The sequence below is a fragment of the Bradyrhizobium sp. genome (genome assembly GCF_017881085.1).
In the GTDB taxonomy this organism is placed as follows: domain Bacteria; phylum Pseudomonadota; class Alphaproteobacteria; order Rhizobiales; family Xanthobacteraceae; genus Bradyrhizobium.
The window spans coordinates 1-11984 of record NZ_JADGRI010000152.1; the positions used below are offsets into that span (position 1 = coordinate 1).

At 63.0% G+C, this 11984-nt stretch carries 13 protein-coding genes and 1 tRNA gene; 5 read left to right on the forward strand and 9 right to left on the reverse strand.

The genetic code is table 11. From position 1 onward, the window contains the following. The first annotated feature begins 59 nt into the window (after nucleotides 1–59). Nucleotides 60–136 (forward strand) — tRNA-Arg (locus QZ213_RS15595). Between the two features lie 21 nt (nucleotides 137–157). Here the strand turns inward: QZ213_RS15595 and QZ213_RS15600 are convergent. Then, nucleotides 158–457, reverse strand: coding sequence for a putative quinol monooxygenase (locus QZ213_RS15600; RefSeq protein ID WP_291686983.1), 300 nt, complete (start codon nucleotides 455–457; stop codon nucleotides 158–160). A gap of 146 nt (nucleotides 458–603) precedes the next feature. Between QZ213_RS15600 and QZ213_RS15605 the strand changes: the two genes are divergently transcribed. Beyond that, nucleotides 604–804 (forward strand): hypothetical protein, encoded by a 201-nt coding sequence (locus tag QZ213_RS15605; protein ID WP_291686984.1) that lies wholly within the window; start codon nucleotides 604–606, stop codon nucleotides 802–804. Nucleotides 805–820: 16 nt separating this feature from the next. Here QZ213_RS15605 and QZ213_RS15610 read toward each other — a convergent pair whose 3' ends face one another. The 5 genes from QZ213_RS15610 to QZ213_RS15630 all read right to left on the reverse strand — a co-directional run bounded on the left by QZ213_RS15610 (nucleotide 821) and on the right by QZ213_RS15630 (nucleotide 3751). Next, nucleotides 821–1558: a thioredoxin family protein gene (locus QZ213_RS15610; RefSeq protein ID WP_291686985.1), complete on the reverse strand. Its 738-nt coding sequence runs from the start codon at nucleotides 1556–1558 to the stop codon at nucleotides 821–823. A gap of 26 nt (nucleotides 1559–1584) precedes the next feature. Beyond that, a complete protein-coding gene (locus QZ213_RS15615; protein ID WP_291686995.1) occupies nucleotides 1585–2016 on the reverse strand; it encodes an SRPBCC domain-containing protein in 432 nt (143 codons plus the stop codon). Continuing rightward, a complete protein-coding gene (locus QZ213_RS15620) occupies nucleotides 1929–2384 on the reverse strand; it encodes a metalloregulator ArsR/SmtB family transcription factor (RefSeq protein ID WP_291686986.1) in 456 nt (151 codons plus the stop codon). The genes QZ213_RS15615 and QZ213_RS15620 overlap by 88 nt, the downstream gene beginning before the upstream one ends. A gap of 62 nt (nucleotides 2385–2446) precedes the next feature. Beyond that, complete coding sequence (locus tag QZ213_RS15625; RefSeq protein WP_291686987.1) at nucleotides 2447–2701, reverse strand: DUF3551 domain-containing protein; 255 nt, start codon at nucleotides 2699–2701, stop codon at nucleotides 2447–2449. A gap of 72 nt (nucleotides 2702–2773) precedes the next feature. Then, nucleotides 2774–3751: a tripartite tricarboxylate transporter substrate binding protein gene (locus tag QZ213_RS15630; RefSeq protein ID WP_291686988.1), complete on the reverse strand. Its 978-nt coding sequence runs from the start codon at nucleotides 3749–3751 to the stop codon at nucleotides 2774–2776. A gap of 139 nt (nucleotides 3752–3890) precedes the next feature. Here QZ213_RS15630 and QZ213_RS15635 point away from each other — a divergent pair, with 139 nt between their 5' ends. Continuing rightward, the gene (locus QZ213_RS15635; RefSeq protein WP_291686989.1) at nucleotides 3891–4310 is read left to right on the forward strand and encodes a VOC family protein; all 420 of its coding nucleotides are present in this window, start codon (nucleotides 3891–3893) and stop codon (nucleotides 4308–4310) included. 248 nt (nucleotides 4311–4558) lie between these two features. Continuing rightward, the gene (locus QZ213_RS15640) at nucleotides 4559–6142 is read left to right on the forward strand and encodes an AMP-binding protein (protein ID WP_291686990.1); all 1584 of its coding nucleotides are present in this window, start codon (nucleotides 4559–4561) and stop codon (nucleotides 6140–6142) included. Nucleotides 6143–6278: 136 nt separating this feature from the next. Here the strand turns inward: QZ213_RS15640 and QZ213_RS15645 are convergent, their stop codons facing one another. After that, nucleotides 6279–7544, reverse strand: coding sequence for a cytochrome P450 (locus QZ213_RS15645; RefSeq protein ID WP_291686991.1), 1266 nt, complete (start codon nucleotides 7542–7544; stop codon nucleotides 6279–6281). Between the two features lie 290 nt (nucleotides 7545–7834). Between QZ213_RS15645 and QZ213_RS15650 the strand changes: the two genes are divergently transcribed. Beyond that, nucleotides 7835–9568: an amidohydrolase gene (locus QZ213_RS15650; protein ID WP_291686992.1), complete on the forward strand. Its 1734-nt coding sequence runs from the start codon at nucleotides 7835–7837 to the stop codon at nucleotides 9566–9568. 94 nt (nucleotides 9569–9662) lie between these two features. Here the strand turns inward: QZ213_RS15650 and QZ213_RS15655 are convergent, their stop codons facing one another. Both QZ213_RS15655 and QZ213_RS15660 read right to left on the reverse strand, forming a co-directional pair. Beyond that, on the reverse strand, nucleotides 9663–10760 hold the full coding sequence (locus QZ213_RS15655) for an HD domain-containing phosphohydrolase (protein ID WP_291686993.1): 1098 nt from the start codon (nucleotides 10758–10760) through the stop codon (nucleotides 9663–9665). 228 nt (nucleotides 10761–10988) lie between these two features. Further along, a partial coding sequence (locus QZ213_RS15660) for a molybdopterin cofactor-binding domain-containing protein (protein ID WP_291686994.1) occupies nucleotides 10989–11984 on the reverse strand: 996 nt, incomplete at its 5' end.

Here is an 11984-nt window from a genome sequence, read left to right on the forward strand (position 1 = left end):
AGTCATCTAGCCCTTGGACATTGCCGAAAGCAGGGCAATCGGCTAGATGAACCGGTAACGCACCCGTAGCTCAGCTGGATAGAGCGTTGCCCTCCGAAGGCAAAGGTCACACGTTCGAATCGTGTCGGGTGCGCCAGCGCGGTGCTTCACGCCCGGATCAGGCCTTGGCGGAAAGCTCGGCGGCCGTAACCAGCACGACATCGCCGTCGAGAATGGGCTTTGCGATCCCGAAGAAGCGCGCCACGACTTCCGAATTATTGTGGGCGTCCATGGCGGCCTGGTCGACAAACCGCTCATAAGTGGTGAAGACGCAGGGATCCTCTGGATCCTGTGAGACGAAAAAACCAAGGGTGTTCGGTTCGTTGAGGCGGACGTTGTCGGCGACCGCGAGCAGGGCGCGGCGCATGGTCTCTTCCTGACCCTTTTTGGCACGAATGACGGCGGTGATGGTCAACATGTCAAAGCGCTTTCCATGATAGACTTCTGATACGGACCGCCTAGCGATTCGGCATCATTGCAGCAACCCGACCGGCGCCTATGCTAGCGCTCACCGGATGCCTCCCGCAACCCGGACCGCGTCGCGGGCGAGAAAGCGAAGCCCAGATGAGCGAACGACTTGAGACGCTGAAAAAGGCGCGCGAGCGCATGGCCGACGACCGCGATTCCTTCGCCAAGACGCTGGCCGCACCGTTCGACCGCGACAAGGCCGAGCGGGCGCGGCTCAAATTCATTGAGACCCAGGTCGTGATCGATGCCATCGACCGCGCCATCGCAGGCGAGCAGACCGGGCCCGCCACGGCCTGAGCCGTTCAACGCGCGATCAGCTCCCGCAGCACGCCGCCTTGCCAGCCGCAGGCGCATACTGGTCGCGCAGCCGCAGCCAATCCATCGGGTACGGCAAGCCTTCTTCGTGGCGGCCGAGCGGGGTCAGGTCGAGATAGTGATAGGCGGCGTTCATCATGTCGAGGCCGCGGGCGAAGCAGGAATAGGTGTGGAAGATGCAGCCCTCCTCGTCGCGATAGAACACGCTGATCCCGGGCGCTTCCTCGACGGCAAAACCGCTGGTGCCGAAATTGTAGACCTTGGCGCCCGACTTGAGCTGCTCGGCCGTAAACGAGACGGCGTAATCGTAGTTGAAGTCGTTATCCGCCGAAGAAAACCAATCGAACGTCCAGCCCATCCGCGCCTTGAAGGCGCTGAGCTTCGGCAGCGGCGCGCGTGAGACGGCCACCAGCGTGGTGTCGCGCGCGGCGAGATGCGGAACCATGCGTTCGAAGCCGTCGGCCCAGAACGAACAGCTCTTGCAGCCTTCATTCCAGTCCGGCGCGAACATGAAATGCTGCACCACCAGCTGGCTGCGGCCCTTGAACAGGTCGGCCAGCGTCGCCTTGCCGTTGGGGCCATCGAACACATACGCTTTGTCGACCTTGACCCAGGGCAGCGTGCGACGCTCTTCGCTGAGCCGGTCGCGCGCTTTGGTGAATTCCTTCTCGTGGTCGAGATGAGCTTTGCGCGCGGCGATCCATTCCTGGCGCGAGACGACTTGGTGCGGTTGCATGGCCGGCTCCTATGTCTAGAGGCGTTTCAGGCGAGAAAATCCCGCAGTTTGTTGAGCGCGCCGTTCCAGCCGCGCTCATGGCCGTCGCGGGCGGCGGCGTCGAAGAATTGCTCGTGGGTCAGCGTGAGCAGCGTGCCGTCGCCATCCGGCTTCAGCGACACCGTCACCAGAGATTCGCGCTCCGGCGTCGAATGCCATGCCCAGCTGAACACCAGAAGCTGGTTCGGTACCAGCTCGCGATAGACGCCGCCGACTTCGTGGTGTTCGCCACTCTCCATATCGAAGCTGACGTGGTAGCGGCCCCCGACGCGGGCATCGATGCTGGCACGCTCGGTGCCGGCTTTGACCGACGCGGGCCCGAACCAGCGGGCTATCTTTTGCGGGTCGGTCCACGCCGCGTAGACTTTCGCGGGCTCCGCGTGGAGACGGCGCTTGAGGGTGAGGCTCGGTCGGGTGATGAAGCCGGCATCGCCGGCAGCGCCTGATTTGACGGCCATTTGTCTTCCTCCACGAAAGCGGCAAGGCGGTCCAGATTGTCCGACCAGAAGCGCTGGTAGCGATTGAGCCAGTCCATCGCCTGCTCCATCGGCCCGGCGGTCAGCCGGCACGCGACAATGCGGCCGGTCTTGGCGCGCGCGATCAGGCCTGCGTCCGACAATACGTCGAGATGCTTCATGATCGCGGGCAGCGACATCGAAAACGGCTGCGCCAGCTCGCTTACCGAGACGCTGTCGCGCTTGCCGAGCCGCGCCAGCAGCGCGCGCCGGGTCGGGTCCGCTAGCGCCGCAAAGGTACGGTCGAGGATTTGATCACTATACTTAACCATTTGGTTTAATATAGACGCAAACGAAAACGAGTCAAGCGCGCGGCTGACCCGTCTGATTCGTCTTAATAGTTGCTATATGACCGGCCGCGCCGCTGCTGGCCGAAGGCGAAGCGCGGATTGACGTTGCAATAGACCCGCCGCCCGGACGCGCTCGCCTGGCACTGGGCGTACGAGCTGTAGGAACATTCGCCCGGATAGCCGTAGCCCCCGCCCTGGATGCAATAGGGGTAATCGCGGGCGGCCGCCGGAGCGGAGCCGCCAAGGGTCGCGGCGCCCGCCGCCGTTACAGCCAACAGGGCCAACATCGCATTGCGCATGATTCTTACCTCCTTCGCATCGGTTCGCATGAGAATTAGTGCGGTATCAAGTAAGTTAGGTTCAAACGGTTCCTATTCCACCTTTGCTCCGGAAAACTTGACCACCTTTTCCCATTTTTCGGTCTCGGCCGAAATCATCCCGCCGAACGCCTCCGGTGTGCCGATCAGCGGCGCGCCACCGAGTTCAACCAGGCGCTTCCTGATGTCGGGATCGGCCAACACCGCGTTAACCTCCTTGTTGAGCTTTTCGATGATCTCTGGCGGCGTATGCCTCGGCGCGCCCATTCCGAACAACGCGCTCGCCTCGTAGCCCGGAACGGTTTCCGCGACCGTCGGCACATCGGGCAATTGCGGCGAGCGCGTGGCGGTCGTCACCGCGAGCGCGCGCAGGCCGCCGGGGGCGATATGCCCGATGATCGAAGGCATATTGTCGAAGATCACCTGGACGCGGTTGCTGAGCATATCGGTGATCGCCGGTGCGGCGCCCCGATAGGGCACGTGCACCATCTTCGCGCCCGACATCGCCATGAACAATTCCCCGGACAGGTGTACCGACGTCCCGTTGCCCGACGACGCCATGTTCACCTTGCCGGGATTGGCCTTCACATAGGCGATGAATTCGGCGACCGTCCTGGCCGGCACGTCCGGGGCGACCGTCATGACGTTCGGCACGCGATTGAACGCCGCGACCGGCGCGATATCGCGAATGAAATCGAATTTCAGGTTGGTGTAGAGCGAGGCGTTGATGTAGTTGGCAGGGTTGACGAGCAACACCGTGTAGCCATCCGGCGCCGCGTTGACCACCGCTTCGGTACCGATGTTGTTGCCGGCGCCGGGCTTGTTCTCGATGAAGAATTGCTGGCCGAGCCTTTCGGACAGCTTTTGTCCGATCAGCCGCGCCAGAATATCGGTGGCACCTCCCGGCGGATATCCAACCACGAAGCGCACCGGCCGCGCCGGATAGTCCAGCGCGAGGGCGCCGCCAGCCGGCCAGACGAGGGCCGAAAAGCCCATTGCAAAAAGACCCATCGCGGCGCGACGTGACGTCATGCAGCTTCTCCCTGACGTCCGGAATCGTTGATCCGGCTCGTTCTTGTTGATTTGACGACCAATTCGCGTTGTAACAAACAAAGCCCTATGCGGCCAGTGGCGCGAGGGGCGCTCCGAACCGCGACCAAAGGATGGGTTGATGTCAGTCAGGGTAACCGCGATCGACCACATCGTGATCAATGTCAGCGACGTGGCGCGGTCGGCCGCGTGGTATCAGAAAATCCTCGGCATGGAGATCAAGGTGTTCGATCCGGGTCCGGGCAAGACGCCCCGGACGTCGCTGGTGTTCGGCAACCAGAAGATCAACGTGCGGCCGCGCGACGCCGACAAGGTCGAGTGGTTCACCGCTGCCCACGAAACCGCGGGCAGCGACGACCTCTGCTTTCTCACCTCGGGCACGCCGGACGAGGTGTTAGCGCATCTGAAGGCGCACGGCGTGGCGATCGAGGAAGGCCCGGTCAAAAAACAGGGCGCCCGCGGCGCGCTGCGGTCGGTCTATTGCCGCGATCCCGACGGCAGCCTGATCGAGATTTCGTCGTATGAGGATGGGGCATCCTAACGCGCACGAGATTCGTAGCGCAGGATTGCTTGTTCGTCGCGGCCGGGCTTGGCCGGCCATGCTCGCCTTACTTGCTGCAATATCTTTGAGACGTGGATGCCCGGAAGATAGGCGAGCGACGCCGTCCTTCGGACGGCTATGCCCGGGCATGACGAATTCTATAATTTGCACCCCGCGCCGCGCAATGGCAGAACTACTCCCAAACAAGACACGAGAAGCGGCCGGCAAGGCTGCACGGGAGGAATTCGATGCTGGAATCACAAGCGCCGGGCGTGGTCGGACCGTTTGCCGGAATGGACGTGCCGTGGCTGCTGCGGATGCGCAGCCAGATCCGCCGCGACCATCCATTCCTGATCTGGGCGCCGTTCGAGGCGCCGTCGCGGATCTGGCGTTACGGCGAATTCCACGAACGGGTCGGCGCGCTGGCCGCGGGGCTGGTCGCGCGCGGCATCAAGCCCGGCGAATTCGTGCTGATCCATCTGGACAATTGCATCGAGGCCATGCTGGCGTGGTTTGCCTGCGTCGAACTCGGTGCCATCGCGGTGACCACCAACACCCGCTCGGCGCCGGCGGAGATGGAATATTTTGCGGGTCATTGCGGCGCGGTGGCCGCGATCACGCAGCCGGCCTATGCCGAGATGATCTCGGCGCATTGCAAGAACCTGCGCTGGCTGGCGGTGATTTCGCACAACGCCGGCGCCGCCCCTGCGCCAGCCACCGCCCCGCAGCGATCCGACAGTTTCGAAGCGCTGTTCGCCGACAGCGCCGACCGGCCGCGCCGGGCGGTCGATCCGTCAGCTCCCTGCAGCGTGCAATATACCTCGGGCACCACGTCGCGTCCCAAGGCGGTGCTGTGGACTCACGCCAATGCGCTGTGGGGCGCCAAGATCAACGCAGCGCATGAGGATCTGCATCAGGGCGACGTGCACCAGACCTATCTGCCGCTGTTTCACACCAATGCGCTGGCCTATTCGATGCTGGCGAGCCTGTGGGTCGGCGCTTCCTGCGTGATCCAGCCGCGGTTTTCCGCCAGCCGGTTCTGGAACGTCGCCGCCGAGCACGGCTGCACCTGGACCTCGACCATCCCGTTCTGCATGAAGGCGCTGCTGGAGTACGAAATCCCCAGGCAGCACAAATTCCGGCTGTGGGGCACGGCGGTCAACGAGCCGCCGCCGTTTGCCGTGTTCGGCATCAAGATCATCGGCTGGTGGGGCATGACGGAGACCATCACCCACGGCATCGTCGGCGAGGTCGACCAGCCGAATACGCCGATGTCGATCGGCCGGGCGGCCGCGGAATATGCGATCCGCGTCACCGGCGACGACGGCCTGCCGACCGCGGTCGGCGACACCGGCAACCTCCTGATCAAGGGCATCCCCGGGCTGTCGCTGTTCAGGGGATACCTGCACAACGAGAAAGCCACGCGCGAGAGCTTTGACGAGCACGGTTATTTCATCACCGGCGACCGGGTTACGCTGCTGGAAAACGGCTTCATCAAATTCGGCGACCGCGCCAAGGACATGCTGAAGGTCGGCGGCGAGAACGTCGCGGCCTCCGAGATCGAGCAGGTGATCGCGGTGGTGCCCGGCGTGCGCGAGGCCGCGGTGGTCGCAAAGAAGCATCCGATGCTGGACGAAGTGCCTGTGGTGTTCATCATTCCCGCCGCCGGCGTCGAAGGCGCGCCAAAGGATCTGCACGACACCGTCATGGCGGCTTGCCGCAACGCGCTGGCGGACTTCAAGGTGCCGCGCGAAATCCGCTTCGTCGACGAAATGCCGCGCTCGACTCTGGAGAAGGTGGCGAAAGCGGAATTGCGCAAGATGCTGGCTTAGCCCTTTTGCCTTAGGCGCGAACACCTATCTCTCTGTCATTGCGAGCGTAGCGAAGCAATCCATCGGGCCGCAGGCACAAAAGCTAGATTGCTTCGTCGCTTCGCTCCTCGCAATGACGGAGAGACGTCAGCCGTCTCTAATTCACTTCGAACCGGATCGGCAGCTTCTTCGGCCCGTTGACAAACGTGGCCTGCGTCATCTTCACCTCGCCGTCGAGCGAAATCGATTTCAGCCGCGGCAGCAGCTCCTCGAACAGGATCCGCATTTCGAGCTTGGCGAGATATTGCCCAAGGCACAAATGCGCGCCATAGCCGAAGGCGACATGCCTGTTCGGCTTGCGGTCGCAACGGAACTTGAAGGGCTCCTCGAACACCTCCTCGTCGCGATTGCCGGATGCGTAACAGAGCATGAGCCAATCGCCCTTGGCGATCTGGCGTCCACCGAGTTCGGTGTCTGATGTCGCCGATCGCATGAAATGCTTGACCGGGGTCATCCAGCGGATCGCCTCGTCGACTAGGCCAGGAATCAGTTCGGGATTGGCTTTCACCAGCGCAAATTGCTCAGGATCCTCGGCCAGCGCCCAGATGGCGCCGGCGGTCGACGATGACGTCGTGTCATGCCCGGCGGTGGCGACGATCATGTAGTAGCTCGTCACATCATGCTCGGGCATATATTCGCCGTTGATTTTGGCATTGGCGATCACGGTGGCGAGATCGTCCCGCGGATGGAGGCGTCTATCCTCGGTGATCTTCCCGAAATAGGCGCCGAAATCGTCGATGACCATCTGGATCATGGCGGCGAATTGTTCGGGCGAGAGTGCATCCCTTATCCGCGCCGTATCGGGATCCTGCGCGCCGAACAGCTCCTGGGTGAGTTTTAACATTCTCGGCTCATCCCGCTCCGGGACGCCGAGGATCTCCATGATCACGTGCAGGGGATATCCGAGCGCCACGTCGGCGACAAAGTCGCAGCGGCCGCCATGCGCCATCATGCGTTCGACGGCATCGCGGGCAATGGTGCGGACCCTTTCCTCGAATTTTCCGAGATTTACCGGCATGAACCAGGACTGCGTCAGCGCCCGGTATTTCGGATGGTCGGGCGCGTCCATCTGGACCAGCGAGCGCACCAGGTTCGGTTTGCCGGTGATTCTGCGCGTCCGCTCCTCGATCGCCTTCATCGTCAGCGTCGTCGGCCGATCCGCATTGTGAAAGAGCTCGTTCTGCCGGCTGATGGCCAGGATATGGGCGTGCTTGGTGACCACCCAGAACGGATCAAAGCCTTCCGGCCGGGCAATGCCGAGCGGATTGTTGACGCGGAGCCAGCGATAGGCGTCATGAAGCCGGTGATCGGCATAGGCGGCCGGGTTGACGAGGGTCGCGGCAATGTCGGCTGAAATATCCATGGCTTCTTCCCGCGTCCCTCAGAGATCGTTACAGAGCGGCATCATCCCGTCGCAGCGCATGGCGGTCAACCGACGCGCCGCTGCGGGAAGCGCTTGCCGGATCACAGAATTGTTTGGAGTTAGCCGGCGACCATCATCAATTCTTGCGTTCAGTCGTCGAGCGAGGCGGTCGCCAGCCGCCTCCGGCGCCGGACTTGCGTGTCGCCGACACATCAGGTTTGACAGACCGTGTCCAAAGCCAGCAAACTCCCACCACAAGAAACCACAGAAAAGCATAAGGGAGCGGCGAGATGTTGGGGATCGGATCACAGTCCACGAAGGCGCCAGCCGACCGATCGGCCCGCGGCGAGGCGCTGGCGATTTTCGCTGCTTTGTGCCTTTCGCTCCCGGTCAGCACGGCTTTGGCGCAGACCGCGGATACTGTGCTGTTCAACGGCAAGATCGTTACCGTCGACAAGGATTTTTCGGTGCAACAGGCGCTGGCGATCGGTCACGGCCAGGTGCTGGCGACCGGCACCAATGCGGCGATGAAGAAGCTCGCCGGCGACAAGGCAAGACTGGTCGATCTCGGCGGCCGCACCGTGATTCCCGGGCTGACCGACGGCCACATTCACGGCATCCGCGCCGCGCTGACCTTCGGCACCGAGGTCAACTGGATCGGCGTGCCGACCTTGAGGGAAGCGCTGGACAAAATCCGCCAGGCCGGCAAGACCCAAAAGCCCGGCTCCTGGATCGTGGTGGCCGGCGGCTGGACCGAGGAGCAATTCGCCGAGAAGCGTCGCCCGACGGTGCGCGAGGTGACCGAGGCCGCGCCCGATAATCCGGTCTACATCCAGCATCTCTACGACTGGCTGCTGCTGACCCCCAAGGCGATGGAGGCGCTGAATATCCGCGACGATTCCGACGTGACCCCGGGCGGCAAGCTCGAACGCGACGCCGACAATCACCCCACCGGCGTGTTGACCGGCAACGGCAATACGCTCGGCAAGATTTTTGATCACCTGCCGAAACCGACCATGGAGCAGCAGGTCGACGGCTCCAAAAGATTCTTCCGCGAAATGAACAGCCTTGGCATCACCGGCATCGTCGATGGCGGCGGGGTCAGCATGTATCCGGCCAATTATCAGGCAGTGTTCAAGCTGTGGCACGACAGGCAATTGACGGTGCGCGTCGCCTATCATCTCTGCGCGCCGAAGCCCGGCAGCGAACTCGCCGATCTGCAGAACCTGACGCAGCTGCTGCCGCAAGGCTTCGGCGACCCCATGCTGCACTTCAACGGGCCCGGCGAAATCCTGATCTGGGCCGACTGGACCGACGGCGATATCGCCCCGGACGGCAAGGCGAAACTCGCGGAACTGCTGCGCTGGGCCGCCTCGAAGGGATACACCATCCAGCTGCACTGGAATCCCGACCGCACCGTCCATGACCTGCTCGATGTCGTCGAGGACATCAATAAGGATTATCCGGTGCGCGATCTTCGATGGACCGTGCTGCATCTCTACAACGCCTCCGAGGACAATCTGAAGCGGATGAAGTCGCTGGGCCTGATCTGGGGCGTGCAGGACGGCCCCTATTTCGGCGGCGAACGACTGCAGCGCGAAGTCGGCGTCGAGAAGGCCCGGGGACTGCCGCCGATCGCGACCGCCTTGCGCATGGGACTCACCGTCGCCGGCGGCACCGACGCGCACCGGGTGTCGTCCTACAATCCGTTCGTCTCGCTGCAATGGTATCTCGACGGCACCACGATCGGCGGCGTCAAGACCCGCGGCGACGCGGAGGCGCCGAGCAGGCGTCAGGCGCTGGAGATGTACACCCGCAATTCCGCGTTCATGGCCAATGACGACGACAGACGAGGCACGCTCGAGCCCGGCAAGTTCGCCGATCTGGCCGTGCTGTCATCCGACTATCTGACGGCGCCGGTCAACGAGATCGGAAAAATCCGCTCGCTGCTGACGATGGTCGGCGGCAAGGTGGTTTTTGCGGGCGGGCCGTTCGGGAGCCTGGCATCGAGCGCCGGCCACTAGTTCCGGCATTCCGGGGCGATGCGAAGCAGCAAGCCCGGATTCCCGAGATTCCGGGTCTGGTGCTTACGCACCATCCCGGAATGACGGTGGCCGATCAATACGTCCCCAGCGCCACCGGCCGGAAGGCGTGCAGCAAGTGATAGTCGAGCTTGCCGCCCATCCTCTCCATTGTCGCGAACGCCTCGGTATGGGTAAACGCCAGCCGGTAGGCACGCTTTTCCACCAGCGCCGCATAGATGTCCACGATGCTCGTCAGGCGCACGATATCGCTGATCTGGTCGGCGCGCAGGCCGTTGGGATATCCGGTACCGTCGAGAAATTCGTGATGATGCAGGACCACATCCAGCATCTCCGGCGGAAAGCCGCCTTCGGCCGCCAGCGCCTCATAGCCCAGGCGCGGATGCGTGCGCATTACCCGCATTTCCTCGTCGGTGAGTTTTCCGGGCTTGTCCAGGATGGACAGAGGCATGAACGCCTTGCCGACATCGTGCAGCAGCGCCGCGCGGGTCAGACGGCGCTGGTCATCCTCGCGCATTCCGAGATGCTGCGCGAACGCAACGGCAAAACCGGTGACGAACAGGCAGTGGCGGTAGCTGCCGGTGTGGTGCCGGCCGACGGTGTCCAGCCATTCACGCAACGAGGTTTGCTGGATGGCGCGGAGAATCTTGTTTTCGGCTTCCATTATATCGCTGAATTTCAGCGGCATTCCGGCCGGCAATTTATCGAAGATCTTGACCATCACCGCATGGGCAGCGGCAACGCCCCGGTTCAGCGCCTTGCCGCTGGCGGTCGCGTCGAACCTGACGGTGTCCGGAAACGCGGCGCGGATACGCTGCAGGATGTCCTCGGCGTCGAACGGCCGGGCGATCGTATCGGTGGCGCCCAGCGCCCAGGCCTGCATCGACCCGTGGTGAAGCGCGTCCGCCAGAACGAACAACCGCGGCACGGAGCGATACGCGTCACCGCGCAGCTTGTTGCGCACCTGCTGCACGCTCTCCGGCGAGCGCAGATTGATGTCGACCACGATCCCCGAGACATGATTGGCGGGAGCTTCGGGAATTTCCGATGTCAGGATGGTATCGACTTCACCCACGGAGCGCAGAATGCTGGCCAATTCGCTGCTCTGATCGCGGCGGTCGGAGGCAAGCAGCAGACGGCGTTTGGGCGAAGTCTGGGTGGCGAAGGCTGTCATAGATTCCCAATGGCTGTCGAAAAGGTTGACGGTGACGACCAAGGCTAAATGACAAGGAGTTCCCTCACGCTTAAAGGGCATGATAAACGCTTCTGTATCGCTGACCCTAAAATTTGAAGGAATGGCAGAGGCTTCGGGAACCTCATTCCCGACGCAGCGCCCACAAAAATATCCGCCGGAAGCAAAGCCTCCGGCGGATTGTTGTTGTCGCCTACGACGCGATGGTTGTTACGCCTTCATCGCCCCTTTCACCGCCTCCGCCGTGATCGGCAGCGAGCGAACGCGGGCGCCGCAGGCATTGAAGATCGCGTTGCCGAGCGCGGGCGCGATCACCGTCACCGCCGGCTCGCCGACGCCGGTGGCTTTTTCGCCATTGGAGATGACGCTGACGGCGACTTCCGGCACCTGGCTCATCCGCAGGGGTGTGTAGGTGTCGAAGTTGGCCTGCTCGATGCCGCCGTTCTTCAGCGTCGCCTTCTCATACATGGCGAGCGAAAGTCCCCACAACGCGGCGCCCTCGACCTGGGCGCGGATGTTGTCGGGATGCACCTGGGTGCCGACGTCGGTGGCGACGGTCAATTTCTTGACCTTGATCTCGCCGGACGGCGAGACGGCCACGTGGGCCACGCACGCGGTCCAGCTTGCGGTAGCGCGTTCCTGCGAGGAAACGCAGGCGACGCCCATGCCTTCGCCTTGCGGCAGCTTCTTGGTGCCGTAGCCGGACATGCCCATCGCCGCCAGCAGGGTGTTGCGCAGGCGTTGCGCACCACCGTCGTTCTTGCCCTTGCCGTCGAGCATCTCGATACGATACTGCGCGGGATCCTTGCCGACTGCATGCGCGATTTCATCGACCATGCTTTCGACCGCCCAGAAGGTCCAGCCTGGAGCGACTGACCGCAACTGGCCCGACGGGGTAGCGCTGTGCGCCATCTCGTTGAGGATGGCGCGGACGTTGTGATTGGGCACGGAATAGAAGAAGTCCGCACCGTTCACGGTGAACGCATCGAGCGCCCCTTTCTTGTCGACCGAGGGCGACAGGAAATCCGGGATGCCCCAGCGCTTGGTCGGCCACGCGCTGACGACGTCATGGTTGAGCGCGACCAGTTTGCCGTCGCCGTCGAGACCCGCCTTGACCTTCTGGAACGTCAGCGGACGCGAGAAGTCCATGGTCATGTCGTTTTCGCGGCTGTAGATGACCTTGACCGGCTTGCCGACGGCCTTGGC

Bases quoted from the DNA above. Each gene is read 5' to 3' on its own strand.
- QZ213_RS15650 (WP_291686992.1), top strand. From the start codon at position 7,835: ATGTTGGGGATCGGATCACAGTCCACGAAGGCGCCAGCCGACCGATCG.
- QZ213_RS15640 (WP_291686990.1), top strand. From the start codon at position 4,559: ATGCTGGAATCACAAGCGCCGGGCGTGGTCGGACCGTTTGCCGGAATG.
- QZ213_RS15610 (WP_291686985.1), bottom strand. From the start codon at position 1,558: ATGCAACCGCACCAAGTCGTCTCGCGCCAGGAATGGATCGCCGCGCGC.
- QZ213_RS15635 (WP_291686989.1), top strand. From the start codon at position 3,891: ATGTCAGTCAGGGTAACCGCGATCGACCACATCGTGATCAATGTCAGC.
- QZ213_RS15630 (WP_291686988.1), bottom strand. From the start codon at position 3,751: ATGACGTCACGTCGCGCCGCGATGGGTCTTTTTGCAATGGGCTTTTCG.
- QZ213_RS15600 (WP_291686983.1), bottom strand. From the start codon at position 457: ATGTTGACCATCACCGCCGTCATTCGTGCCAAAAAGGGTCAGGAAGAG.
- QZ213_RS15645 (WP_291686991.1), bottom strand. From the start codon at position 7,544: ATGGATATTTCAGCCGACATTGCCGCGACCCTCGTCAACCCGGCCGCC.
- QZ213_RS15625 (WP_291686987.1), bottom strand. From the start codon at position 2,701: ATGCGCAATGCGATGTTGGCCCTGTTGGCTGTAACGGCGGCGGGCGCC.
- QZ213_RS15605 (WP_291686984.1), top strand. From the start codon at position 604: ATGAGCGAACGACTTGAGACGCTGAAAAAGGCGCGCGAGCGCATGGCC.
- QZ213_RS15620 (WP_291686986.1), bottom strand. From the start codon at position 2,384: ATGGTTAAGTATAGTGATCAAATCCTCGACCGTACCTTTGCGGCGCTA.
- QZ213_RS15655 (WP_291686993.1), bottom strand. From the start codon at position 10,760: ATGACAGCCTTCGCCACCCAGACTTCGCCCAAACGCCGTCTGCTGCTT.